General features: G+C 36.1%; 28 protein-coding genes and 1 pseudogene. 23 read left to right on the forward strand and 6 right to left on the reverse strand.

All coding sequences use genetic code 11. From position 1 onward, the window contains the following. The 5 genes from ACNSTQ_RS20470 to ACNSTQ_RS20490 are packed head-to-tail and all read left to right on the forward strand — an operon-like array spanning position 1 to position 4432. Positions 1 to 360, forward strand: coding sequence for a hypothetical protein (locus tag ACNSTQ_RS20470; protein ID WP_418201612.1), 360 nt, complete (start codon positions 1 to 3; stop codon positions 358 to 360). A 12-nt stretch (positions 361 to 372) separates the two neighbouring features. Further along, entirely contained in the window at positions 373 to 2466 is a 2094-nt protein-coding gene (locus tag ACNSTQ_RS20475) for a CD3337/EF1877 family mobilome membrane protein (RefSeq protein ID WP_418201613.1), read from the forward strand. A 13-nt stretch (positions 2467 to 2479) separates the two neighbouring features. Next, positions 2480 to 3562 (forward strand): lysozyme family protein, encoded by a 1083-nt coding sequence (locus ACNSTQ_RS20480; RefSeq protein WP_418201614.1) that lies wholly within the window; start codon positions 2480 to 2482, stop codon positions 3560 to 3562. A gap of 9 nt (positions 3563 to 3571) precedes the next feature. Then, on the forward strand, positions 3572 to 4135 hold the full coding sequence (locus ACNSTQ_RS20485; RefSeq protein ID WP_418201615.1) for a MerR type regulator: 564 nt from the start codon (positions 3572 to 3574) through the stop codon (positions 4133 to 4135). Between the two features lie 24 nt (positions 4136 to 4159). Beyond that, the gene (locus ACNSTQ_RS20490; RefSeq protein WP_418201616.1) at positions 4160 to 4432 is read left to right on the forward strand and encodes an AbrB/MazE/SpoVT family DNA-binding domain-containing protein; all 273 of its coding nucleotides are present in this window, start codon (positions 4160 to 4162) and stop codon (positions 4430 to 4432) included. Between the two features lie 73 nt (positions 4433 to 4505). On the opposite strand, the gene ACNSTQ_RS20495 is transcribed toward ACNSTQ_RS20490, so the two are convergent. Both ACNSTQ_RS20495 and ACNSTQ_RS20500 read right to left on the reverse strand, forming a co-directional pair. Beyond that, positions 4506 to 4922 carry a hypothetical protein gene (locus ACNSTQ_RS20495; protein ID WP_418201617.1) on the reverse strand — a complete coding sequence of 139 codons (417 nt, stop codon included), beginning with the start codon at positions 4920 to 4922 and terminating at the stop codon, positions 4506 to 4508. Between the two features lie 21 nt (positions 4923 to 4943). After that, on the reverse strand, positions 4944 to 5927 hold the full coding sequence (locus ACNSTQ_RS20500) for an amidase domain-containing protein (RefSeq protein WP_418201618.1): 984 nt from the start codon (positions 5925 to 5927) through the stop codon (positions 4944 to 4946). A gap of 452 nt (positions 5928 to 6379) precedes the next feature. Here ACNSTQ_RS20500 and ACNSTQ_RS20505 point away from each other — a divergent pair, with 452 nt between their 5' ends. From ACNSTQ_RS20505 to ACNSTQ_RS20535, 7 genes and pseudogenes are all read left to right on the forward strand, one after another. After that, entirely contained in the window at positions 6380 to 6991 is a 612-nt protein-coding gene (locus ACNSTQ_RS20505) for a recombinase family protein (RefSeq protein ID WP_418201619.1), read from the forward strand. A gap of 110 nt (positions 6992 to 7101) precedes the next feature. Further along, positions 7102 to 7263 carry a hypothetical protein gene (locus ACNSTQ_RS20510; RefSeq protein WP_418201620.1) on the forward strand — a complete coding sequence of 54 codons (162 nt, stop codon included), beginning with the start codon at positions 7102 to 7104 and terminating at the stop codon, positions 7261 to 7263. A gap of 491 nt (positions 7264 to 7754) precedes the next feature. Beyond that, a complete protein-coding gene (locus ACNSTQ_RS20515; protein WP_418201621.1) occupies positions 7755 to 10217 on the forward strand; it encodes a BsuBI/PstI family type II restriction endonuclease in 2463 nt (820 codons plus the stop codon). 1067 nt (positions 10218 to 11284) lie between these two features. Beyond that, positions 11285 to 11509, forward strand: coding sequence for an ABC transporter permease (locus ACNSTQ_RS20520; protein WP_418201636.1), 225 nt, complete (start codon positions 11285 to 11287; stop codon positions 11507 to 11509). Between the two features lie 314 nt (positions 11510 to 11823). Next, positions 11824 to 12006: a hypothetical protein gene (locus tag ACNSTQ_RS20525; RefSeq protein WP_418201622.1), complete on the forward strand. Its 183-nt coding sequence runs from the start codon at positions 11824 to 11826 to the stop codon at positions 12004 to 12006. Between the two features lie 166 nt (positions 12007 to 12172). After that, a complete protein-coding gene (locus ACNSTQ_RS20530) occupies positions 12173 to 12856 on the forward strand; it encodes a hypothetical protein (protein WP_418201623.1) in 684 nt (227 codons plus the stop codon). A gap of 203 nt (positions 12857 to 13059) precedes the next feature. Continuing rightward, positions 13060 to 13218, forward strand: a pseudogene (locus ACNSTQ_RS20535) (DUF6366 family protein); the annotation flags it as partial. Between the two features lie 537 nt (positions 13219 to 13755). On the opposite strand, the gene ACNSTQ_RS20540 reads toward ACNSTQ_RS20535, so the two are convergent. Then, the gene (locus tag ACNSTQ_RS20540) at positions 13756 to 14451 is read right to left on the reverse strand and encodes an adenylate cyclase (RefSeq protein WP_418201624.1); all 696 of its coding nucleotides are present in this window, start codon (positions 14449 to 14451) and stop codon (positions 13756 to 13758) included. Positions 14452 to 14507: 56 nt separating this feature from the next. Next, positions 14508 to 15083 carry a Pycsar system effector family protein gene (locus tag ACNSTQ_RS20545; RefSeq protein WP_418201625.1) on the reverse strand — a complete coding sequence of 192 codons (576 nt, stop codon included), beginning with the start codon at positions 15081 to 15083 and terminating at the stop codon, positions 14508 to 14510. A gap of 370 nt (positions 15084 to 15453) precedes the next feature. On the opposite strand from ACNSTQ_RS20545, the gene ACNSTQ_RS20550 reads away from it, so the two are divergent. From ACNSTQ_RS20550 to ACNSTQ_RS20575, 6 genes are all read left to right on the forward strand, one after another. After that, positions 15454 to 15942 carry a hypothetical protein gene (locus ACNSTQ_RS20550; protein WP_418201626.1) on the forward strand — a complete coding sequence of 163 codons (489 nt, stop codon included), beginning with the start codon at positions 15454 to 15456 and terminating at the stop codon, positions 15940 to 15942. 37 nt (positions 15943 to 15979) lie between these two features. Further along, positions 15980 to 16186, forward strand: coding sequence for a hypothetical protein (locus tag ACNSTQ_RS20555; RefSeq protein ID WP_418201627.1), 207 nt, complete (start codon positions 15980 to 15982; stop codon positions 16184 to 16186). A gap of 113 nt (positions 16187 to 16299) precedes the next feature. Further along, the gene (locus ACNSTQ_RS20560) at positions 16300 to 16695 is read left to right on the forward strand and encodes a hypothetical protein (RefSeq protein ID WP_418201628.1); all 396 of its coding nucleotides are present in this window, start codon (positions 16300 to 16302) and stop codon (positions 16693 to 16695) included. A 525-nt stretch (positions 16696 to 17220) separates the two neighbouring features. Beyond that, complete coding sequence (locus ACNSTQ_RS20565) at positions 17221 to 17517, forward strand: hypothetical protein (protein ID WP_418201629.1); 297 nt, start codon at positions 17221 to 17223, stop codon at positions 17515 to 17517. A gap of 61 nt (positions 17518 to 17578) precedes the next feature. Beyond that, the gene (locus ACNSTQ_RS20570; RefSeq protein WP_418201630.1) at positions 17579 to 18031 is read left to right on the forward strand and encodes a JAB domain-containing protein; all 453 of its coding nucleotides are present in this window, start codon (positions 17579 to 17581) and stop codon (positions 18029 to 18031) included. 261 nt (positions 18032 to 18292) lie between these two features. Beyond that, a complete protein-coding gene (locus ACNSTQ_RS20575; RefSeq protein ID WP_418201631.1) occupies positions 18293 to 18763 on the forward strand; it encodes a recombinase family protein in 471 nt (156 codons plus the stop codon). 390 nt (positions 18764 to 19153) lie between these two features. Here the strand turns inward: ACNSTQ_RS20575 and ACNSTQ_RS20580 are convergent, their stop codons facing one another. Next, positions 19154 to 19774, reverse strand: a complete 621-nt coding sequence (locus tag ACNSTQ_RS20580) for a hypothetical protein (RefSeq protein WP_012961304.1) — start codon at positions 19772 to 19774, stop codon at positions 19154 to 19156. A 16-nt stretch (positions 19775 to 19790) separates the two neighbouring features. Next, positions 19791 to 20294, reverse strand: coding sequence for a Xaa-Pro aminopeptidase (locus tag ACNSTQ_RS20585; protein WP_418201632.1), 504 nt, complete (start codon positions 20292 to 20294; stop codon positions 19791 to 19793). An 88-nt stretch (positions 20295 to 20382) separates the two neighbouring features. On the opposite strand from ACNSTQ_RS20585, the gene ACNSTQ_RS20590 reads away from it, so the two are divergent. The 5 genes from ACNSTQ_RS20590 to ACNSTQ_RS20610 form a co-directional block, all read left to right on the forward strand. Next, on the forward strand, positions 20383 to 20781 hold the full coding sequence (locus tag ACNSTQ_RS20590; protein ID WP_012961306.1) for a hypothetical protein: 399 nt from the start codon (positions 20383 to 20385) through the stop codon (positions 20779 to 20781). Between the two features lie 340 nt (positions 20782 to 21121). Further along, complete coding sequence (locus tag ACNSTQ_RS20595) at positions 21122 to 21952, forward strand: ArdC family protein (protein ID WP_418201633.1); 831 nt, start codon at positions 21122 to 21124, stop codon at positions 21950 to 21952. Between the two features lie 54 nt (positions 21953 to 22006). Next, positions 22007 to 22480 (forward strand): hypothetical protein, encoded by a 474-nt coding sequence (locus ACNSTQ_RS20600; protein ID WP_012961193.1) that lies wholly within the window; start codon positions 22007 to 22009, stop codon positions 22478 to 22480. Positions 22481 to 22962: 482 nt separating this feature from the next. Next, on the forward strand, positions 22963 to 23571 hold the full coding sequence (locus ACNSTQ_RS20605) for a transglutaminase-like domain-containing protein (protein WP_418201634.1): 609 nt from the start codon (positions 22963 to 22965) through the stop codon (positions 23569 to 23571). Between the two features lie 175 nt (positions 23572 to 23746). After that, positions 23747 to 24395: nucleotidyltransferase domain-containing protein (locus ACNSTQ_RS20610; protein ID WP_418201635.1), on the forward strand; the 649-nt coding region annotated here is incomplete at its 3' end.

Raw genomic sequence — 24395 nt, forward strand, 5'->3', positions numbered from 1 at the left:
ATGAAACGATTAATAACGACTCTATTATTGGCTGGTGTGGTTTTAACAGGTTGTGGCGGAAATCCGCTTGGACTAGATGAAGAAAGGCTTCAAGAAGGTGTAGTTGAAAGAGCTATGAAAGCAGCTGCTGTAAAAAATGGAGATTACACAGAGGATGATATCGAAGTAGTAGAGGTTTGTGCTGCTGTTAGAGTCGGAGAAGAAGCGTTCGGTCATGAGGGTTATTATGGCGTTACTTGGCAAACGGCCGATGGAGAAAATAGGTTTGAAGATAGAATGGATGAAAATTATGAAGTAGGCGGGGCGTTAAATGGTTATATGATCTATGAAGAAATAGGGTGTCATAATTTCAAAGAATAAAAGAGGGATTCTATGAAAAAAAGTATAGGCTTTCTAGTATTGATGATTGCTTTGATGTTTATTTTCCCTTCTTCTGCTTTTGCACAAGACATAGGAGAGGACAGAGAATCTCAACAATATGATGAATCCGCTTATGAATTAATGAGCTATTCCGATTCCAGTTGGTATGAGCTTGGCGAAAATACCACCAACTCGATTGCTTCTTCCATCAAAGAGTTTATGTGGATGGTCAATTTGATTACCGCAAATGTGGTCATGATGATTGTTTATCAGATGTTTAGCTTAGACATTGTCGATATCACTATCCATGCAGTGAATAGTATTGCTTCCACGATTGCGGATGGACTTCTGACGACATTTGGAGCTTTCGCTCTAGCGATCTTTTCCATTGGGATCATCGTAAAAGCATACATTCAACAAAACTGGCAAGCGTTTATCAAGTTAGTGAGTTTAGTCGTCATTAGTTTAGCTTTATTATCCTCGATTGCCTCAGAGAGATTTGATTATATTACTTTTGCTCATGGTTTATCGGTTCAACTAGAAAACATGGTAATGAACGTCAATCCATCATTAACTGGAGATAGTGACTTTGATCCAACTAACATGAACAGTACCGCAGTAGCCTTAGAGAATAAAGTATTTGACGCCTTGGTCTATAAGCCTTATCTGCTCCTCCAATATGGAACCACAGATGAAGCAGCTATTCTTGCAGAAGATCCAGAGCGTATCACAGACTATTTAGAAGCAGACCCACGTACTGAGGAGGGAGTACAAACAAGACAAGATATTGCACGTACTGAATATGTAGATTATGAGAATTACAACATTTTTGCAGGGAATGGATTTAAGCAAACCGGTTATATCCTAGTCATGTTTTTATCTACGGTGGTGCAAGGGGTTGTCTATTTCTTTATTGCTCTGCTACGAATCATGCTGCAGTTTGGTTTTGTGGTGATGTTATTACTCGCCCCGTTTGCCATCTTTCTATCCATCTTCCCATCCTTTGAAACCGTCATTGGGAAGTATGCTAGAACACTCGGTTTATTGATTGTATTCAAAGCGGTTGTGATGTTCTTCATTTTAGTGGCAGTTAGCTTTATTTCATTAGGGTATGACATGACCAACACAACGGATGATCTTTACTATCGCATCTTCATGCAGATTATCATGAGTGTGGCAACGATCTTCTTGTATACGAAACGACAAGCCGTTATGAACATGATCGAAGGATCAAGTCTAAGTGTAGATGATATGGGTGGAGGAGCTCTACCACGATTGAGGAAGAACCATGTAGCTGGTGGACGATTCCAAAACTTTAGAAATAAAATACCGAGATCAAACAAAGGGAACAAGTTAAAAGACAAAGTTAAAGGTGGCGTTACTGCCTCCACGAACTCGATCAAGAAAGCAGGAACCAATTTAGGGGAGAAATCAAAGAATGTCGCTTCTTTAAGTAAACGAAGATTACAAGCTACAGGTGAAAATGTGAAACAAGCATCAGCTCGATTTGCCGAGCATCAACGAGGGGAATCATACGAGCAAAACGTATATGAGGGCAACACAGGAGAGAGAGCAGCTATGCGTGAAGTGGCTGCAACATCTGAGAGTGGCAGTCGATTTAGCCAAGCAAGGCAATCTGTTGTGACTCGCCTTAACGGAGAAGAATCTTTAGATTCTAAAAGTGATACTTCAGTACCGAAACCGAGATCGGTAACAGAAAACCAACCAGTAAGGCAAACGTCAAAACAAGTGAACCAAAATGGTTCTCACCAAAGCTCCAAGCGGAAAATTCCTAAGCAAAGTAAAGAAGTGAATCAACATAAACCGAAGCAACAAACGACTTCTCACAGTCCAGCAAGAAAAGCTCCTAAGAAAGAGAAAAATGTATCAAATCAAATGCGGAAACAAGGAACACCTACTCAAAAATCCAACCAAACCTATAAGCAAACTAATATTTCAAATACAAGAACAAAAACTCAACCGAAGCGTGAGGTTCAGCAGTCAAAAGAAGAACAACAACTAAGAGCTCCTACTCAAAAACCTTCTAAACGAGAACAGGAAGGGCGATTAGGTCACGTTTCACGCTTAAATCGAGAGGTTGATTAAGGGGTGAAGTGATGTGCTGAGACAGGCAGTGGAAGTAAAGGCTAAAGTAACCGCTTTAGCCTTATTCCTTAAATATGGTTTACCTGCATTAGTTGTTAGTGGCGCGATCTTTGGCTTAATGTTTGTCATCCTATTTAGTGCAGATTCCTTATTTAATTCCAAACAGCATCCTGACAGTATCGGTGGTGGAACTGTTATTGGTGTAAGTGCCGAGGTATTGCAGTATCAAGGATTAGTAGAGAGCTTAGCAGCTGAATATGGAGTCGCTGAGTACAGTGGCGTTATTCTTGCGATGATGATGCAGGAAAGTGGAGGTAGAGGGAATGACCCCATGCAGTCGTCAGAAAGTTTGTGTGGCTCCATTGGGTGTATTCAATCGCCTGAAGCTTCTATTGAACAAGGAGTTAAGTACTTTGCTCAGACATTAGAAAAGGCAGAAGGGGATGTTCGATTAGCCGTGCAGGCTTATAATTTCGGGCTTGGTTTTATTCCTTACGCGTTAGAGCGAGGGGGATACAGTAAAGAGAACGCTATAGACTTCTCCATTAAGCAATACGAGAGAGTTAGACACACAGGGAACTATTCATGTATCCGTCCCGAATCGGCAGCTACTGGAGCGTGCTATGGCGATATATCTTACGTAGATGCTGTTTTCTCTTATTATAATTATGAACAAGGAACGATTGTCGCAGGTGGAGGTTCGTTTGTGACCCCAGTAAATGGTATGCGTATGACGTCTGATTTTGGATACAGAACCCATCCCATCACAGGAGAACAGCGAATGCACAATGGCATTGACTTTGGGTGCATTAACTATGTGACTCCTATCAATGCTGTCACAGACGGACATGTGGTCTTTTCGGGATCACAAGGCGGTTATGGGAATATGGTCATCTTAAAACACGCTCCTGATCTTTACACTGCTTATGCCCATAATAGCTCTAATACCGTAAAAACAGGGGATCAAGTGAGAGCAGGGCAACAAATTGGTGTTTGCGGCTCCACTGGTGCAAGCACAGGACCCCACTTACATTTAGAATTTCGGAGTACACAACACGGAGGACACCAAGACCCTAAACCGTTCTTAGGACTGTAGGAGGTAACTATGAAGCAAGACTTTATCTTAAAGACAATTATCCTCTTTGTTGGCCTTGTTGTTGTCATTGGTGTTTTTGTTGGATTTCGTGTGTATGATCAGCAGTTAGCCGAAATTGAACAGTTGCAAGAGGAAGTTCAACAACAAACCAACCAAATTGAGCTACTAGAAAGCTCTAATCAAGCACTAGATGTAGAAGTGCAAGAAGATCAATCTACTCAAATGCAGTCGGCTGTAGAGTCTTTTGTTCGAGCTCTATACGACGTTCGAGCAGATAATGAAGAAATGAGACGCAGTGAAGCGGAGTTAGTCATGTCTCAAGACATGTTGGAACAACACTTCCCCGAAACGGAAGGACAAATGCAATATACTATGGAATATCGAATCAATGAAATGACTGTATATCCTTCGGTTCAACAGGAAAGTGCCTTTGTTGTGATGACTGGTTCCGCAGTCAATCTCAACAATAATCAAAGAGAAGATAACCGGATTACAGTAGAAGTGTTCTTGCAGCAAGAAGGGGATCGATGGATTGTCACAGATTTTGATCAATTGTATGCTGAGAATCTATAAAAAAAGGGATGAGGGGTGTATCAAATGAAGAGTACCGGTATTGTACGTAAAGTAGATGAATTAGGGCGTGTGGTGATTCCTAAAGAATTAAGAAAGGTTTTTGACATACACGAAAGAGATCCAATGGAGGTTTTTGTAGATGGTGATAAGATCATTCTACAAAAATACAAGCCAAACATGACTTGTGATGTGACTGGTGAAGTTTCAGAAGAAAATGAAGTGTTCCTTGATGGCAAACTGGTATTAAGTCCTGAAGGGAAGAAGCAGCTTAAAGAAAAATTAACAGAACTTGCTTAAAAGGATATAGCAATTATTAAAAATAAGATATGTTGGTCAAAAGAAAAACCACCTCTAATTTGAGGTGGTTTTTCTATGGTTTTAAGGTAAATCTTTCTTCGAAATCTTCATTTTCTTTAGTCCATTGAATGTATAATTCGTATTTATAATCCTCAATGGGAGGGTTGGGCATAAAAGCTGTCTCATACCTATCCTGTACATTCATATCAATAGGGCTAGTAAGTTCTGTTGTAATTTCATCGTTAATATAAAAGTGTATTTGTTTAATGATCCCTTCTGTTTTATCCCAAGTAATTATCGTCTTATAAAAATCTTTGGGATTAGGCTCATCTTCTGGAATCGTTTCTGCATAAAAGACTTCGTTTTGTGATTGTCCCGAAATAACTAAGGTTTCATTTTCAGATGTTCCGGTATCAAAAAAAATAAAGAAGATTAAAACTGCTGTTATTACTAAAAATAGAGAAATTATAATATAGGATTGTTTAGACAAATATATCCTCCTCTTAAAAAATTATCTGAATTTAATAACTCTGTAAGAGTTATAGCCTGAAATATCATTGAAATTTCTATTCCACACGTTAGAGGTATTCCCCGCTAAATAAATAGTTCCATTCTGTTTCTTATGAACGTACATCGAATGAACCCATCTCCCATCTCTTGTACTTCTGAACTGTACAACGTCCCCAATTCTCGCATTATTTATAATTGTACTTTTACTAGATGAAGTTGTTGTTCCCATATGTTTACTCCAATATGAGTAGAAATCTATTACTCTTATAAAAGAAGTAGATTCATAATGAATTTGTCTACTTCCACTAGGTGGTGTTCGCTTTTGGCTGTACCAATAATTAGTTGTACTTCTAATTGAATTAGAAGTGAATCCGCCCCATGTTTGGCGTTGTCCGCCAGCTAAAACGACTTGGGAAACAAAATTGGTGCAGTTCAACGTATGACTTGGGAATGCAGGATTTCTACTGTTGTACCATTTATAGGCGTAACCATTAGCTTGAGAAGCGCTGTAAGTAGAGAAAGGAGAAACCATGTTAGGGTTTTCCAACTTAAACTCGTCTATTTCTTCTTCTACTGCTTCATCTTCTTCTTTTACTTCAATAATAATATCATTTATAGTCTTTTCAGATATGTGATCAAGATTAAATGTAGTGATGTCAAACACAGAACCCTCTTCGTCAACTTCTGTTACTTGAGCTTTTTCAATTTCATATAAGTATTCAGCTAAATAAAATCGCAATTCTTCGTAATAAGGATGTTCTGCAAGTTTAGTATCTTCTTCAAAAAGTAATTGTTCATTAGCGTACTCTAAGAATTCAATAGAATTTAACTCGTACTCAAGTCCATTTTCTTTGAAAAAATCAAATAATATTTCTTCTAATTGCCCAATGGTCTTTCCTTCTTCTACATTTGTTGATGCTAATGTATTGCTTGGTAGAAGCAAAAGAAAAGTTAATATTAAGAGTAAAATAAGTTTCTCCTTCACAACTTAGCCGCCCTTCTGAATATTTAGTTTTTAATTCTTTCATATATTACATTATTTTACTTTAATTAACAATATATTTTTTTGTGCAGGTTGGTATGGTTGCAATTTTTGGTGGTTTATTGCACATGTTTTTAAGTGATACATTGCACAACCAGGAAATTAAAGTAAATCTCTTTCAAGGTTCACTTTTATTGACCTTGAAACTATTATCATGGTAGAGAATTGTGCAACGGCTAGAATCGCTAGCATCCCACATATTCAATGTATCGCTTTAAAAACTGAGCAAAAACCCAACTTAAATGACAAGTAGCTCACTTGTAATTTGTAATTTTTTGTTTGTTGTTCAAGTAAGGTATACCTTAGTTGAACATTTGAAAAGTCGCATGTTACAATGGGTTCGAGTGTTCATTTTGGATTGTTCAGTAACTTCATATTTGAAATGAGGGAGAGAAATGACGTATATCGGGTATGCCAGAGTAAGTTCTGAGGGTCAAAACATGGCTCGACAGATTAAAGAGTTAGAGGAATTTGGCTGCGAAATTATCTATCAGGATACGAAGTCAGGAAAAGATTTTGATCGTGAAGGTTTTCAGAAGATGAAAAGCAAAATACGAGAGAAAGATGTGTTGGTGGTTCATGATCTTTCCCGGCTGGGGCGTAATGCAAAAGAAATTAAGAAAGAATGGGAAGAGATTCGAGAAGAAGGAGCGGACATTGTGGTTCGTAATATGCCGATTCTTGATACAAGAAATGAAGGACAAGTACCAGGGGTCGGTGAGTTAATTTCTAATTTAGTCTTAACGCTGTTAAGTTGGATGGTTGAAGAAGAACGAAACCGTATTCGAACAGCTCAGCGTGAAGGGATTGAGATAGCAAAAGAACAAGGGAAATATACAGGTCGTAAAGTTCGTTACCATGAAGAGGCGAAAGGGGCAGATAAACTTGTTTATGACAAAATCGTCAAGATGTTATCAGTCGGGCATTCCGTTATGGAGGTACATAGGAAAACAGAAGTTTCTCGCAATACGGTTTACAAGATAAAAAGGACCTTAAAGAAGGATTAAGTACCAATATTATGTAAACGTCCAGTTAGTAAGGAACAAACATCTCTCCGTAATGGTAAAATATACAAAATGGAGTTTGAGTTTATCGTGGTAGAGAAGGAGGTACTTACATGGATGCTTTTATTTATCAATTCATAGCCATACTATTCCCTATTTCTATTATTTCTTTAGTGGCCTGGTTAATAAGTATATCTATAAGCAAGAGTAAAGCATTAAAAAGTATTGAACAAAAGTTAATTCGAATTGTAAATAATGAAAAGAAAGAACATTAGTATTGCAAGCTTTAGAAAGCGATGGGGTGAAAATAAAGAGAAAGATTGGGATTTCCTATTATAAAAGCTAAGAAGTACAGAATGTGACTTTAAAATAAATTAGTACCGTTTCAAAAAAATTGCATCGCTTATAAGAAAGTTAGACAGATTTGCTAGGTTTGTGTTTTGATTGAAAATCATATGAGGGAGGGATTTAATGTTAGGGGTAACTAATCGATTAGGGATACGCCAGAAGAAGAACTTAGACTTTTATCTCGTTCGCGTTATCGTTCAAAGTCCGGTTCCGGTGGAGCTTGAGAGGCGTCTGGTCTGAGGTGTTTATAGGTCGTGGACTGAGAATTTCGTATGTCAGTGATCATAGCAAGAGAGATGAGCTCTAAAATAAGGAGGTCTCTTCACAACATGGAATAATTAACCTTATCGCTTTTTTGTTTATAAACATTTAAAATGCCTATAGGAGGTGTTATCTGATGACGATATCAACCCAAGAAATGAATGTACTCTCAATTATTGACCCAATATCAGATCAGGTGAATAACAACACCACCCCTGAAGAAAAAAAACTTAAGGGACAATACTTCACCTCAAGCTCAATTGCTAAATATATGGCAGAATTATTGGTACTAAATAAAAATGAGATAAGAGTTTTAGATCCAGGTGCTGGGACTGGAGTATTAATTGCTGCTTTAGTTGACAGAATTATATCTGAAAAGATAAAAACGATTTCTTTGAAAGTAGATCTTTACGAGAATGACAAGCTAGTAATCCCATATTTAGAACAAATGATGGAGTACTGCTTAAATTCTATGGAGGCTAATGGATACTATTTCGAATACAACATATATCAAGAAGATTTTATAACAGATCATGCTTACTTGTTTGAAAGTTCTCTGCTATATCGTACATCCGAAGAGAGTACCCTTTACGACTTAATCATCAGCAATCCTCCTTATTATAAAGTCAAGAAGAACCATGAGTACTCAAGAATATTAGCTGATTACGTTCATGGACAGCCGAATGTTTATTTCATGTTTATGGCTGTAGCTGCTGAACTCCTTAATGATGATAGCCAACTTGTATTTATTACACCTAGGAGCTATACATCCGGGGCTTATTTTGAACGTTTTAGAGAGCGGTTTTTTGATAAGGTGGACCCAGACCATATTCATGTTTTTAATTCAAGAAAAGGTAACTTTAAAGGTGAGAGTGTATTGCAAGAAAATATCATATTGAGTGGGTTTAAACGGAAAAGAATGGTTCCTTACATTACCGTTAGTTCTTCTGGAAGCTCTATAGACGAAGACATAAAGCAAGAGGTTTTTGATAAATCATTGGTTCTGGATTCCTCTGATCAAATAAACTTGATGCGTCTACCACTAGATAAAGAACAAGCTGCTATTATCAAAATGTTTGATAATTGGTCGAATAATTTGACTGTTATGGGTATGAATATATCAACTGGACCTGTTGTCACCTTTAGAAATAAAGAATTGATAGTGGGTTACTCCGAAAACCATACATCTCCATTACTTTATATGAAGCACCTTAAAAACTTGGAAGTTAAATTTCCCGTAACAGCTAGTGAGCAAGGGGTTAAAAATGTACCCGAAAGCCAGAAGTTGCTAGTGCCATCCAAAAACTATGTACTTGTAAAAAGGTTTACTTCAAAGGAACAAAAAAAACGTGTGGATGTTGCTGCATACCTCAGTAATAGGTATCCCTTTGAATATGTGGGCCTTGAGAACCACTTGAATTATATTTATAAGGTAGATGGACAACTAAGTGAAGAAGAGGTATATGGAATTGTTGGGTACTTAAACAGTAAATGTGTAGATCAATACTTTCGTATTGTTAATGGAAATACGCAAGTCAATGCATCGGATATCCGTCCTTTACCGTTTCCAGATTATCAAGTTATAGTGAATATAGGAAAAGGTATCTTATCAAATAACCTTACCTTAGAAGAGGTTGATCATTTCCTATTAAATGAAAGTAATAAGAAAGGAATGGACCACGAAATGGTAACTAAAGAGGAACAGGCAATTGATTTCTTAAAGCAAGTAGGGATGCCCCCCAAACAACAAAATAAAAGGTCAGCATTGACTCTGTTAGCTCTTTTAGGGTTAAAAGAGGAGGATGAATGGAGCGAAGCAAGTTCAAATGTCCTGCGTATTGTTGATATTATGGAATTTATGAAGGTTTGTTACGACCAACATTATGCAGCCAATTCACGTGAGTCTATCAGAAGACAAACTATACATCAGTTTGAACAAGCCCAACTTATTGTTCGTAACCCCGATGACCCGACTCGTCCCACAAATTCCGGTAACACAAACTATGCTGTTACGAAAGAGTTGTTAGAAATAGCACGAACTTACGGAACATCCGAATGGACACAAAAGTTGGAATGGTTTCAAGGAGAGTATGAGACTTTAGTTCAAAGGTACGAAAGTAAACGCAAGTTAAATCGTGTCCCTGTAAAGGTAGATAGCACATTAACATTGGAACTTTCTCCTGGTGAACATAATACTCTACAAAAAGAGATTGTGGAGAATTTTGCAGAGTATTTCGCCCCAGGTTCACAACTTCTATATTTAGGCGATACGGAAAACAAATACCTTTTTATTGATAAGAAAAAACTTTCTGAGCTTAATTTTCCAGAAATAGCACATGATAAATTGCCAGATGTTGTCCTTTATCAAGAGGAGAAAAACTGGTTGTTTCTAATTGAAGCGGTAACTAGTCATGGACCTATTTCAGATAAGAGAAAATATGAGTTAGAGAAGATGTTAGAGAGAAGTGATGTAGGAAATGTATTTGTTACTGCATTTCCTAGTATGAGTACTTTTAAGCAATATGCTGATGATATTGCTTGGGATACAGAGGTATGGTTTTCGGACAATCCTAAACATATGATGCATCTCAATGGAGATCGTTTTTTAGGTCCACGTTGACCCAAAACTCCAAAATCAGCTCGGGCTTGATTCGGCACCGTTCTGCATCCTTGCTTTTTAACTATAAGTGGATGCTTGAAGAAGCTGTTTGGTGGTTTGCATACAGGTTGAAATCAAAAGTGATCAAACTTTTTAATTTGCTTTGCCGTCGAGTAGGCACTCTTCCACTGAGGCAAAAACAAAAAAACAAACACAGCATGCTGTGTTTGTTTTTTCTTTATATAAAGTCTAAAAGGGGGATGTTCTTATTTTAGCATTTAATATTAATGTTGTGTTTAAAACGTACACCTTTAATGAATTTATAACCATATAGAATCTTGTCTTCTAAGAGTGCTAATATGGTAGTCTTATATTGCCCTTTAACATTTCTTTATTAGCTAATTTTATTTGAACACTCCCTTGCTAATAGGGTTAAGTGGGTTTTTCCTTCCACAGGCTTTGACCCAAGATTAGAATGATTATAGTCATAGTAAATACAACACTTGTACCCAGAAAATAATCAAATATACCAAGGAAATAACAACCTATAAATACACTTGCTAGTAATATAAAAATATTTTTACTTACTACTAGGCTAGAAAAAATAGCTAGAGATAGAATAAGAAGATTTGAAGCAATAATTAAAGAATATGAATTATTCAGTCTTGTAATGAAAAATAGAAATAGATCACCGTAATATAAAATCAACCAGAAAGTAAGTACAGAAATCGAAAAACTTATAATAAACTTCATAACTATCCTCCATAAAAATAACAAAATTTTAAAATGAGAAGGAGACAACTAGTTCAAATTTCATAGTAGCCGATTGTATGACCATTAGTAAACCTAAGGCTACCTATCATCTGCGAATGTAGGAATGACCGACATGACTACGTTGGAGGGTGTAGGTAATATTAATGAATCTAGAATCAGCATTGACATTCAATAGAGATCTTTTTCCAACTGGTAGTTTGTGTCCTCCATTATTCAATCACTTAATGAAAGGTAATTATCAAAAAAACGATTAGAGATGCACAAAGGGTAAAAATCAATAATCCTTTTACTAAGTTAAGTCGACCGACCTTTCGATATCTGAAAGTGAGCTTATGGGAAGCTCACAAGTGGTGATGATCAATGAGGATGTTCAAACTGAATTATTTCCAGATAAAACCCCGATTGGAGAATTTATTGGAGTAAAAGGAATGCCTTTTCGAGTCGTCGGAATCTTCACAGATAAAAGCGACGGCAGCATCTTTTACGGAGACTGGCGGAACCAAAAATCTTTTTCACACGTGGTGTATGGCCGCTTTTAGAGGCTTTGATGCACCTACTCAGATTGCTGTCCAAGCGACGTCCTCTGAACATATTCAAGAAGCAGGGATGCTAGCACAGATTTGTTAAACAGTGATCTGGCTCCAGTAGATTTGATTTTATTCCAAATCCATTTGATCTTATTGTACCAAAAATGTATAAAGGCAGATAATGTTACAAAATAGTTTGTAATATATTTTTATTACAGGTAATTATTACATAATATGGGTATTTTTTTTGATGTAGTTGGGTGTTGTGAAAAGATGTACTTAAGCTAACGGAGCAGGATTATTGAAGAAGAAAGGAGAGGATTTTCTTGGGGAAAGTTAAAACTCATCCGTTAATAATATTGGCTTTATTAATGAGTTCTATCTCAATGGCACTATATGCTTATAGAAATTATATAAACCAGGAAATAGGCTACGGGGTTGTATTTACAGTATTATTCATCTTCCTAATCGGAATTGTCATTCATAGTATTATGAGAAATAAAAAATAAATAGAGAAAATACCAATTGAGTTCAATCTTATTGAAAAAACGGGTAGCATTCCTTTAACAAGGAAGGCTTTTTATATGTCAAAGAAAAGGAAATTAATGTTAAACTAAAGGAGCAGGTTACTTCAGGACATGAGGGTATAATAAGATGTTAAGAGGTGATTAAAAAATGGCTAATGAAAAGTTATTTACAGCTATTTATATTCCAGAGACACCTTTAGTCAATGGAGTATTAAAGCCTAAAAAGGCAAAGAAATATAACTTTAAATTGTTGGGAAGTAAAAAAGTGGTTAGTAATCTTTATCATTTTATTTATCAAAGGGATGAAAAACTAATTCACAGTTATTATTTCGAGGATTTAGAAGATGAATTGGAAAGATATTTGTTTGTGGAAAATAATGATTTATATGATGACTTTGTTTCGCAGTTTTGGGGTGGAGGACAAAGGTATTGGGAAAGTGGCATGGACGTTTATTTAGATGTAGATAGTCCTGAAGAGGTATTCGAACATTTAAATCATGTAGTTAACAATAGATTTTACGATGAGGATAAACCTATGCCTATGTGCCATATTTTTGGTCAACAAATGTGGCATAGTAACGCCTACCTTATTGCAAATCGAACAGCTTTATTGGAAATAAAAGAGGCGATTGATGTTGCCTTAAAGCATGAAGAAACCAGATTAGGTCTAATGCCTTCTGATGGCGAGGGATATGATTTATTCATTAAATGTGTTGAAGATAAATTTGAATGGGAAGAGTTAGAAATGCCTTATCATGATAGAGAATGTTATGTGCCTGATGAATCGGTAAATCTTCCTCCAAATAAAACTTTTAAAAAATATAAAATTTAGAGGGAAGAATCCAATCTGCTAGCTACTTTTTTATTTAACTAACGGGTGCATTCCTTCAACAAGGAATGCTTTTTCTAGTCAAAGAAAAGGAAATTAATGTTAAACTAAAGGGGTGTGTTCCTTTCATAAGGGAACACACTAATCTTGAACTAACGGAGCAGTTTTGTTTAATAAGATTTTAGATATAGAAGGGGGATGTTTAAATGGACAAAGAGAAAGAAACTCCTGAAATAAGAAGAGAAAAGTTGAGGCAAGAAGAACTAAAAAGTCCTTCTAGCAGTATCCACGGGAGTAATCTTGCAGATTTAGTCGGTGGATTAGGTTGGAAAGGTACTGGAATACTTATACTCTTGATGATTGTTGTTAGTGGTTATTTTTTATTGAAATTCAGTCAACCACTGGAGTTGGATGATATTGCTTCAAGTGAAGATAATAAATCAGTAATTATTGGTATAGGTAACAATAGTTTTCGTGACGTGGTGATATTAGATATTTCCGTGAATAATAATGAAAAGCCCTTAGAAACTAGATTACAAGTTAGTGATGAGTTAAAAGGATTTATTATAACAGATGATTTTAACGCTGAAGAAGCGATAAAGTATAGTTTTTCTAATATAGATGAGGTAGTTATAAAGTCAAGAGATGATAAAATTTATGGGGTTAGTGTCATTCATAATGAAAAAATAAATAATGTTCATATAGAATATAGTCATTTTGGAATGACTTATAATGATACTGTATATATAAACAATTATTAATATACGAGTGTTATAGAAGTCCTTATGTAACTAACGGATAGCTTTCCTTGAAGAAAAAATTGTATCTTTGTTTAATTAACGGAGCAGATTAAAGATTAATAAAATAAATAACCCCGCATTTACGCGAGGTTATTTATTTTATTAATCTTTCATTCCGTGTTCAATCCAGTTGTTAAATTCAGTTTTAGTTACATTCCCGTGGTAATATGCCCCATACGTATCATCATTAACGTATGTCCACCACTGTTTTGCGTTGTCCACTGGTTGCACATCAATATAATTGTTGTAAAAGGTGGAGGACATAACAATTGGTTTCTTGTCGTCCTTGTTACCTAAATCGGATAACTTAGAGGCCTTTGCAATAGCTTCTCCTATCCAAACCAAATTATTGATCCCAGAGGATTTTCGTCCGGCTTTTACAGCAAGTGTGACTTGAGTTGCCAAACCAATCCCCGCTTTGATTTTAGGAAGGTTCCGTTCCTCCAATAATTTGTTTAACATTTTCATATACGTATTAATATAAAAGGCTCTGTTGGCAATTTCATAAAGATCCATTTTCTTTGGTGTTGAGTATACTGCAAAAACACAGTCACCTCTTATACCAATTTCTTTTAAATCGTTACCGTCTGTGTTGTTTCTCAATATCTCTATAATTTCAGACGTAAATCCGCGAATCACTTTTGAAATTTCCACATCATTAGAATCAGTAAATAACGTGGTAGAATCCCGCAGGTCAACAAAAATTGCACCGGCCCAAGCCTTATAACCATTTGTATAAGTAAAATCTTCATCCCTTGGGAACTTATCTACTTCATTTACTTTATCTGTATTATCCAAAATATCTTCTACTTTTTCCTTACGTTCTCTAAAATTATAACTAACCGTTTCCAGTGCTAAAACCCCCCTGTTTTCACTAAAATAATACCGATTATATATAAAATAACTACCCCAGTAATACCAAGGGAGGTATACTTTATTCCTTTGCTATAATATGAATACTTACTGGTACATATTTTTGCGTTCACAAAGATTTGAGATAAGATATCGGTTATTTCATTATCGTTGCTACGGTTGAAAACTTTATCTTTGTATTCGGTGAAAGTGTTTTTTGATATGTCTTCGAAATAGTAAAGAGAGTCCTTATGAGTCGTTCCGTCATAGGCCTGTCCCTCTTTCCCCAATCTAGGTATTAACACTCTGATTAAACAATATGCTCCATATAGAAAGACACACCAAGAAAGAGTAAATAAGAGTAGATATAAAATGTTAGAGAAACTGATGTTCTGAACAGAATTAGATAAAATGTCATTTAACATTTTAATAGAATGCTCGGAAGTAAATATCGAAAGAATAATTCCGACGACCGCTAATACAATAGAAGATTTGGTATCACAACTCTTAATCCAATCCAAGTGACGATCTAATTGAAAAAGCAAGTCGTCTTTGTCAATAGATTTATCTTCAATCATATATTGCACCTCATTTTCCCAATTAAATACTTACATTATAACAGGAAAATAATCATAAGCAGTAAATTATTTGAGGCGAAATGCATTATTCAAGAGGCGTATATAACATTCATTAATAAAAATTCCTTCAAGGTTAAGTGATATTATAAGAGACTATTCAACTAACGGGAGCTTTAATAGAATAAGCAAAATGAAAAAGTCGGTTCTTAAAGGTCGGCTTTATAATATTCTTAAGGCAAAATAGCGATTATAATGAGCGCGAAATAATATCTAAAGTGACAAGTAAGAATTAATCAGCAATCTTCTTCATCTGTATACATTGTATAATTTTATGGTATACTATGTATACAATGGCATTTAGGAGGTTCTTATGAAACAGACAACGAAACGTATTATTGAAGCATTTCCTCAGTTGGAAGAGTTGATAAAAGAACATTCAATGGATCAGGTAGCGTTGGAAGGCTTAGATCATCTTCAATCAACCTTTTTAACATTAGCAAGGTTCTTTGAACGTCCTGATCAAGAAGGTTTTGATCTTCAAACTTTATATGAGCACCTAGATAATGAGTGGCTTGAATTTGCCTTAGAGCTTATCACAGAGTATTTTCGTAAAGACACGTACTTGATTCAAAATCCTTCTTATTCATTGATTAAAGAAGATCATCAATACCTGAGCCTCAGTCAATTTGCGGAGTATTTAAAGGAAGAAGGGTTAAGATATGATCGTCAGAAGTTAAATCTATACTTTCAAAGAGGGAAAGTACCGCAGCCTGATTTAGTGGTTGGAGGGGTAAAGTATTGGGCTAAAGAAACCGCTCAATTATATGGAGAGCAAGAAAAAATGCGTGCGAATGAATAGAATCTTCTCCTAAATAAACCTTGTGAGGTGTGCAGAAATGAGCTTAACTGAACTAAATAAACGATATGAAGAATTGTTGAAAGAGAATGTATCTGAGTCTATCCGTTCTAAGAAACTAGCGGACCTCATGACAGAAATGGAAGGTATCTATAAGATCCCCATGTTGAGAAACGAAGCGTGGGAACGTGATAATCGGAAGGTTATTGCACTTTACCGTAAGATTTCAAGAAGCAGGGATATCTAAAGCGAAACTTCCTTTAGGCCCAGATACTCGACCGCTACTAAGAAGGGAAAGGCTTAAGCCTTCTTTGATTTTGTTAACAAAATTAGTTGGGCTAGGAGAAGGAGTATAAGTGTATGTTTCATTTAACGCAAGAAGATCAGAATGTCATTCAAGAAGCGATCTATTATCCTCTTGTTCGAAAAGTCATGGAGCATGATCTTAAAAAATTAACTCAAGCAGGGTTGAAGTTTTCCGAACCTTATACGTTATTTGTGGAATCTAGAATACATGATATCGGGAAGGAAATAAGTAGAGTCAATCGGGAATTAAAGAATAAGGGCATCCGTATTGAAGATAGAGGCACTGTTAAAGATCACTCTGTGGGGTGGTGTGTGTATGTCATCCATTATCAGGGGTATTCAAAAGAAATGAAAATACTAGATCGAGTGATTAAAAATACGGTAGGGGATTTTATGATGAACTACATTGCTTACAACACCTTACATTCGGGCGGCAGCACGACAGACTGATCCAAAAGTAAAAAACACTTTTGGTCATTCTGGTACGTGTCGCTTCAACATTAAACCGCTCGATAACCACAGACTGTAAGGCTCATGCTTCGCCCACACTCTGTAGGTTCCTGATCTGTTTGCGGCAGGCCGCCATATTGAACGAGCCGAAGATCAAACGAATAAAGACCAAAGGATAGCAGCCACTCGGCTGCTTTTTTTATTGGAGATTTCCCCCTTTTGCGCTACGAATCGTAAAATCACGCAATCCAACTAAGGCTTCCAATCGGGCGAGCCTCGGCTTCGCATCTCTTCCCTATTGGAAACCAAGTTGGATCACCAGTCGATCAAGGGGAAGTGCCAAGAGTAGCCCAAAAACTTTTTAGCCATAACCGCTTCGCATGGGCTAAAAACTTTTTGGGCTTTTATCCCCCCTTGACTGCCTGTTGATGCTTATTTTCCATCCTTCGCAACAAAAGGGGAAAAATCCTTCCCTTTTAGGGAACGAACTCGTTTCGTACCGCAAACCCAAAGGAGGAAATGAACATGACAAAAACAGAATTACAAGAACGAATTGACCAAGCTTATTCCATCAAAGTAATGAAAAGAAATTTTGCTTTTACAGATCATGATTTACAGATGGTTGAAGAATTTGAAGAGGAACGAACGGAATATTGGTTGGCAAGCCTTGATGGAGAACCAGTAGAGATTAAATTAAGTTTTGACCCACATGCAGGGTATTGCGTGGAGTACAAAATTGAATACAGAAAACAGGATTCAGAGGATTGGATTTGGTTAGATCAGTTTGAACATTGGTTCAGTGAAGAATCCCCACTCGTATAAAGGGCAAGCGAATGTCATTGTAGGTACTTACTAAAATAATAACCAAAAAGGAGCATTTAACATGAAACTAGAAACCATTTTTGAAGTCGTGAAAATCAAACAAGACATTAGAGAGATCCAAGCCCCGTTTGCGAGTTATTCCATTCGTTCGCCTCATGATGCGGCTGAACTAGCAAAATCTTATATTGCTGATGAAGATAGAGAAGTGTTTCTTGTGATGTGTCTGAATACGAAAAATAAGGTGATAGGACTTCATAAAGCTCATGTAGGGAGTTTAAATTCTTGCGTCATTCACCCTAGAGAAATATTTAAAGCCGCGATTTTAAATAATGCGTGTTCCATTGTGGTCAGCCATCAGCACCCCAGCGGAGATACCGTCGCTTCTAGGGAGGACTTAGAAGTCACAAAAAATCTAGTAGAAGCAGGAAAAATACTAGGGATTGAGGTGTTAGATCATCTGATTGTCAGTCCGACAGAAGCATTTAACAGCTTAAAATCAAACGGATATATGTAATTACTAGGGGAGAGGTTTCTCCCCTTATACAAGAAAGACACCCATTCAGAGAAGGTCTTTTCTGGATGGGTGCGCTACGCTTGGATGAAAAACATCCGTTTTTCTTTGATCGAAACAGGCATCGAGCCTGTTTTGGCGGTTGCTGAAGCACCCACTTGAAATCGGAGGTCAAAATATGGCTCGTCAGATAAAAGATTTAAAGGAACTTGGTTGTGAAATCATCTATTAGGAAAAAACTTTGAACGGGAAGGTTTTCAGAAGATGAAAAGCAAGATTCGAGAGCAAGATATTTTAGTTGTTCATGATCTTTCTCGGTTGGGCCGTAATGCCAAAGAAATTAAGAAAGAGTGGGAAGAGATTCGCGAGGAAGGAGCGGACATTGTCGTTCGTAATATGCCCATTCTTGATACGAGGAATGAAGGGCAGGTACCAGGCGTTGGTGAGTTGATTTCTAATCTAGTCTTAACGCTGCTAAGTTGGATGGTTGAAGAAGAACGAAACCGTATTCGCACAGCACAGCGTGAAGGAATTGAGATAGCAAAAGAACAAGGGAAATATACAGGACGTAAAGTTCGTTATCATGAAGGAGCGAAAGGAGCAGATAAACTGGTTTATGATCAAATTGTTAAGAGGTTATCAATTGGTCATTCTGTTATGGATATTCATAGGGAGACAGATGTTTCTCGTAATACGATTTATAAGATAAAACGTGAGGTAAAGAAAAAAGAGTAGATTACTATTTCTTCATAGCTTCGCAGTGGTAAAATTTGTATATGGTTCATTATTAAATACGGAAGGAAGGAGGAACTAGTGTGGAATCTTTAATTTATCAAGTCATAGCAATATTATTTCCAATCTCTCTCTTATTTCTAATAGCTTGGTTTATAAGTACCTCTCTAAAGAAAAGTAAACAATTAAAATCTATCGAGAAAAAGCTGAGTCGAATGGTAAAGAGTGAAACCAAAGAACATTAAGATTGAAAGTTCTTAAAAACGATTTGATAAAATTAAAAACAAAGACAAATTGGATTTTCCCATATAAAAAGCTAAGGAGTATAGGAGCTCCTTAGCTATAGGGTAGGTATATCTATGACATTTATAGATATGAATTAAGCGTTTACTCTTAATAATATTTTCTTAACACATCTTTTTTGATTTCGTTATATAGATCATTATGATGGGGATCTTCCTTAATAAAATCATATTTTGATAGTTCATTTACGTTATTGAACGTTGTAAAGTCTACACTTGCTACTTCTCCTTCTTGGCTATACTTTCCGAAATCTAAGCTTGAAATACCATAAACTAGATTACCACTCTCATCTTTAAGTCCTTCTTCGATAAAGAGGATATATTCACGTTCTTCTACCAAAGGAGTATAACCTTCAATTTGAACATACTGGTCATCTTGTAAAAAGAATGCTTCAGCTACAGTCACGCTATCACCTGAATTAAAAGGTCCTTTATAAGCTTCAAGTATTTTTAACTCATTGGTGGTTTCAGGAACATCACCTTCAATATCTTTCATTACACCGACTTGCACATTTCCAATAGATTTAACTTTTAGGATAGCATCACTACGATTCTCTAAGATTGATAAATCATCTGGAATAAAATAGTCTGCATGGAGGTCAGCATCTTTGTGAATTTCTATCTCAGGGGTTAATGCCGTTGAATTTTGAGCACACCCTACCATAAACACTGATAATCCTAAAACCGCAAATAATGATAGTGTTTTTGTCATAATTGGTTCTCTCCTTTTAATAACGCCATCTTAAATTATTTTTATCAAGAGTTGTATAATCCGTGTAAGTCATCTTCCCTTGTCTCATAACACTTACAGTTGGAGATAATTGGTGTTTCATCCCCATACCATGTCCTAATTCATGGAGAGCAAGTTTTCGATAGTTACTAGTGGTGAAATTGTCACGTTGTGTGGTTCTACTATTTATTTGAATTGTCCCTCCATTAGCATTACCTTGCCAAAGACCATACCAAGAGGAAGAACTATTAGTGGAGCGAGCATAAATACGGCTGCCACTTCCACCTCGTTTAAGGTTAATACCAGATATTCTATTAATAGTAACAAATGCATGCTCATAGGCATTTTTATGAGCCGTAACAGTTGCTGCATTTTCAAAAGGACGATTAGGGTCTCCTTTAAAACTAAATGCATCAGCGTTCTTCAGTTCTGCACCTGCGGAATCAATATTCAAAAGAAGAAAGCTAGTAACCAAAAACAAAGAACAAACAAAACTTTTCAAAATTAAACCCTCCAAATAATTAAAATGTAATATTTTCCTTTTTAATTATATACTATAAACAAAAATTAACTAGAGGAGTTTTCAAAAAATGAAAAAAATTAACATTATTATCTTTTTAACTTTTGTTTTATTAGTAGCTTGTGGTTATGAAGAATCGTTATCTATTAGTAATAACCTTACAGAAATCAGAATTATTGATTTGGAAAATGAAGAGAACGTTGTATCTGTTAAAGACGAGGATATTAAAGCTATTAAAGAAGCTTTTGAAACAGCAGAAGGGCATGTTGGAACACTTGATATACGAGAACCAGATTATAAAGCTGAGTTTATTTATAAAGAGAGCACAGATGTCTTTCAACTTTGGTTTCCTACAGACACAAATACAGTTTTAATAGTTGAAGACGGTAATGAGGAGCTGTATTTTGAAAGTAATCATGAAACACTGAAAAGGTACTTAGAAGCTCTAAGAGAACTAAAGAAAAGTTAGTAAATTCAAATAAAGAAACAAAGGATAGCAGCCATTCGGCTGCTTTTTTATTTTGGGGTATTTTTCCGTTTGCCCCCCGAATAGTAAACCCTTTTGACATCTAACCTTGTAGCAGGCAGGACACCCTACCCTTTCCTGCTACAAGGTAAGATGCAAGCAAAAAGCCAGTCAATAAACTTTCACGGCATATCCTTCACTACGTTTCGGTATTCCATGTTTTATGGACAGTTTTTCGCAAGGGTTTTTATTCTCCTCAGCAAACGGGAAAAATCCTCCCCTTTGGGAACATCACCTTTCGGGGGACAAACCCAAAAATAAAAAGTGAAAGGACTGTTCAAGGATGAGTAAAAAAATCTATGAAATATTCACAGACCAAATCATTGAAAAACTGAAAGAAGGTACGATTCCCTGGAGACAACCTTTTAAAAACGGATTAGCGGTTAATTGGAAAACACAAAAGCCTTATCGTGGGATTAATACCTTTCTTTTAGATGGCGGTGAATATGCGACATTTAAGCAAATTCAAGAAGCAGGAGGAAAAGTGAAAAAGGGAGCGAAAAGTCAAATCGTTGTCTTTTGGAAAATGCTTGAGGTCGAAGAAGAAGATTCAGACCAATTAAAAAAGGTTCCTATGTTACGTTATTACAAGGTATTTAAAGTAGGCGAACAGACAGAGGGGATCAACCCGAAACGAGAGCTAGAAACCTTTGAGCATGATCCAATCGAAGAAGCCGAAAAGATCATCAGGGAATATATGAATAGTCCTACGTATAGTTTTCGTTCAGGAGGAGCTTGGTACAAGCCATTTGAAGATCATATCAACGTCCCACCGAAAGAGGATTTTGAACAGATCCACGACTATTACTCCGTTTTCTATCATGAAATGATTCATAGTACAGGACACTCCAGCCGATTGAAGCGAGAAGGAATTATCAAACATAATGGGTTTGGTAGTGAATCGTACAGCAAAGAAGAACTAGTAGCCGAGTTAGGAGCTTCTATGCTATGTGGAGTGACTGGCATCGTCAATCAGACGATTGAAAATAATGTTTCTTATATTAATTCATGGATGAAACAATTAAAAGATGATCCAACCTTGATTGTGAAAGCTAGTCAACAAGCTCAAAAAGCATGTGACCATATTCAAGGGATTACATTCAATACGAAATAGATAGGCTGCTTTTGCAGCCTATCTCCCTAAATCCCACTCATTGGAGGTTATATCATGAAAACATGTGCGTATTGCGGTTCAGAAATAGAAGGTTCTTATTGTTCTTATTGTGAGTTAGTGCTATCAGAGAAATATATAAATGAAGATGGTAAAAGAGTATCAAATCGTATTGAAGCCTATCCTGAAGAGTCCATGCTGTTTAAGAGCACACGAGAATTGCTGACCCTAGAAACCATTGAATTGTTGTATTTATTGCGCTACGCAAGAGAACACCGTTCCATGGTGTATCACATGAGAATTAACGTAAATAAGGCAGCTGCTGAAGGTAATGATATGAATGAATATGACCAAGTCTCCTACAAGGAATATGAACAAGCTACTCGTAAAGTGTGGGCGATTGAAAATATAATTAAAGATCGTATTGGCTATTATCCGCAAAAGATTACGGAACAATTTCTAGCAAGCTATCTGGAACGGATCGAGCGATCCGAAGTGAAGCCTATGAAAATCTATAAGAAGGGGGAATGATGAATGTGTTCATTTCATTTGTAGTATCATGTGTGCTATCACTCGTGCTATTTATCTGTGCATGGAATCTGGCCCGTACGATTATCTTTATTCTCTTTAGAAATCCATTGAAGCTTGTTGCAGTTGGAATCATGGTACACATTGTGTTAATCAATTGGAATGGCTATAGAATTATTTAAAGTGTAGTTGGATGTACCAAAGAATGATTCTGAGAAATAAATTTAATGTAGCTTTAAACAAAAGTGGGACCGTTTATAAAAAGTTAAACCATTTTGCCCCTTTGGATTTATCTAGAGGGGGGTTCCTCGTTAAAAAAGGACTTACATAATTTAGTAGTTACTTGTACACTGGATTCATAGAAAACCTCGTAGTTTGTGAAAATATAAACTTAAACTACGGAGCAGGTTAATTAAAAAATCAACATTGAGTAAATATCTTTTTATATGTATAATTATACAAAAAAACAAATGAGAGGGATTGGAATGCGACTAGTACCTGAGTCTTCAAATTTGAAGGAGTATTTAAAAGAGTTAGATGTAGTTGATTTTTCGCATACTTTAATTCAAGAAAAAGCTAATGAATTATTTAATAATGAAATTTCTGAGATAGAAAAGGTTAAACTAGCATTTGTATTTGTACGAGATGAAGTATCTCACTCTTGGGATATTCAAAGTAAAAGAGTTACTTGTAAAGCATCAGAAGCCCTTAAATATCGAGAAGGTATTTGTTATGCAAAATCTAATTTGTTAACAGCTTTATTAAGGTCGGTAGGAATTCCAACTGGTTTTTGTTATCAAAGATTGATGATATTTGATACGCCTGAAGAGGGTTATTCTTTACATACACTGAATGGTGTATATATTAATTCCTTGAATCGTTGGATACGGTTAGATGCTCGTGGAAATAAACCAGGAGTACAAGCTGAATTTTCTATAAACGAGGAAATTTTAGCGTTTCCAATCCGAGAAGAGTTTGACGAAAAAGACTACCCCATCATATATACTTCACCTAATGAGAAAACTATCGCTACTTTAGAATCAAACACAGATGCTTTAAAAATGTATATACACCATTTACCTGACGCTTTATAATCAAACAATTATACAATCACTGATTTTACATATTTCTTGAACTAACGGGTGCGATAGCTGAAGAAAGGTTATTGTCTTCCCTTTGTTGAAGTATCGGAGCATTTCGTTGAAGAAGAAATAATATTATTGGTCGAAATAGCAAAGGAAATCACTAATAAATGTGGGAGTGAGTTACTTGGAAATTGTAACTAGGCACAAGGAAAGAGATGCAAAGCTTCGAGAGGAAATGAAGAAATTACGAACCGTTATTAAGAAAGATTTATCTCAAGATGAAGATGTTTTAGGAATTTTTTATGGAGGCTCGATAGCACGAGGGAATGATGATTTATATTCAGATTTAGACCTTCGTGTTGTTGTAACCGAAAAATCTCATCGCAGTTATATTGCAAACAAAAAAGAAAGAGCTAAAAAATGGGGAGATGTACTTTTCTTTGAAGATAGAGGTCCTAATGTCCCTTATTCTATTGCTCATTTTGCGCATTTTGTTAAATTGGATACATTTTATTACAAACCCCAAGATCTGCAACCTTCTATCTATTTAAAAGAAGAAGCTGATATTGATTATGACCCACACGGGCTTATCAAGTCGGCAAAAGAAGAATCTCACGATAAAACATATGAGTTGACCTTAGAAGAGTTTGAAACTTGGAGAGGTAAATTTTTTGGTTATTTGCATGATACGTACAGAAGGGTTATGCGAAACGAAACATACTATGCTGTTCAAAATATTGATTGGATGCGTTGGTCGATTGTTACTGGATGGTACATGGAAAAAGGGTTTTTACCAAATGACCCTGGTAGTTGGTCCAAATATGAAGGTGAAC

The sequence above is a fragment of the Alkalihalobacterium sp. APHAB7 genome (assembly GCF_048323755.1).
Lineage (GTDB): Bacteria > Bacillota > Bacilli > Bacillales > Bacillaceae_F > Alkalihalobacterium.

Coding starts and splice junctions, on each gene's coding strand:
- ACNSTQ_RS20470 (WP_418201612.1), top strand. CDS start 1: ATGAAACGATTAATAACGACTCTATTATTGGCTGGTGTGGTTTTAACA.
- ACNSTQ_RS20545 (WP_418201625.1), bottom strand. CDS start 15,083: ATGATTGAAGATAAATCTATTGACAAAGACGACTTGCTTTTTCAATTA.
- ACNSTQ_RS20575 (WP_418201631.1), top strand. CDS start 18,293: ATGAAAAGCAAGATTCGAGAGCAAGATATTTTAGTTGTTCATGATCTT.
- ACNSTQ_RS20475 (WP_418201613.1), top strand. CDS start 373: ATGAAAAAAAGTATAGGCTTTCTAGTATTGATGATTGCTTTGATGTTT.
- ACNSTQ_RS20570 (WP_418201630.1), top strand. CDS start 17,579: ATGAAACTAGAAACCATTTTTGAAGTCGTGAAAATCAAACAAGACATT.
- ACNSTQ_RS20505 (WP_418201619.1), top strand. CDS start 6,380: ATGACGTATATCGGGTATGCCAGAGTAAGTTCTGAGGGTCAAAACATG.
- ACNSTQ_RS20565 (WP_418201629.1), top strand. CDS start 17,221: ATGACAAAAACAGAATTACAAGAACGAATTGACCAAGCTTATTCCATC.
- ACNSTQ_RS20555 (WP_418201627.1), top strand. CDS start 15,980: ATGAGCTTAACTGAACTAAATAAACGATATGAAGAATTGTTGAAAGAG.
- ACNSTQ_RS20530 (WP_418201623.1), top strand. CDS start 12,173: ATGGCTAATGAAAAGTTATTTACAGCTATTTATATTCCAGAGACACCT.
- ACNSTQ_RS20485 (WP_418201615.1), top strand. CDS start 3,572: ATGAAGCAAGACTTTATCTTAAAGACAATTATCCTCTTTGTTGGCCTT.
- ACNSTQ_RS20490 (WP_418201616.1), top strand. CDS start 4,160: ATGAAGAGTACCGGTATTGTACGTAAAGTAGATGAATTAGGGCGTGTG.
- ACNSTQ_RS20550 (WP_418201626.1), top strand. CDS start 15,454: ATGAAACAGACAACGAAACGTATTATTGAAGCATTTCCTCAGTTGGAA.
- ACNSTQ_RS20515 (WP_418201621.1), top strand. CDS start 7,755: ATGAATGTACTCTCAATTATTGACCCAATATCAGATCAGGTGAATAAC.
- ACNSTQ_RS20590 (WP_012961306.1), top strand. CDS start 20,383: ATGAAAAAAATTAACATTATTATCTTTTTAACTTTTGTTTTATTAGTA.
- ACNSTQ_RS20595 (WP_418201633.1), top strand. CDS start 21,122: ATGAGTAAAAAAATCTATGAAATATTCACAGACCAAATCATTGAAAAA.
- ACNSTQ_RS20560 (WP_418201628.1), top strand. CDS start 16,300: ATGTTTCATTTAACGCAAGAAGATCAGAATGTCATTCAAGAAGCGATC.
- ACNSTQ_RS20600 (WP_012961193.1), top strand. CDS start 22,007: ATGAAAACATGTGCGTATTGCGGTTCAGAAATAGAAGGTTCTTATTGT.
- ACNSTQ_RS20510 (WP_418201620.1), top strand. CDS start 7,102: ATGGATGCTTTTATTTATCAATTCATAGCCATACTATTCCCTATTTCT.
- ACNSTQ_RS20605 (WP_418201634.1), top strand. CDS start 22,963: ATGCGACTAGTACCTGAGTCTTCAAATTTGAAGGAGTATTTAAAAGAG.
- ACNSTQ_RS20580 (WP_012961304.1), bottom strand. CDS start 19,774: ATGACAAAAACACTATCATTATTTGCGGTTTTAGGATTATCAGTGTTT.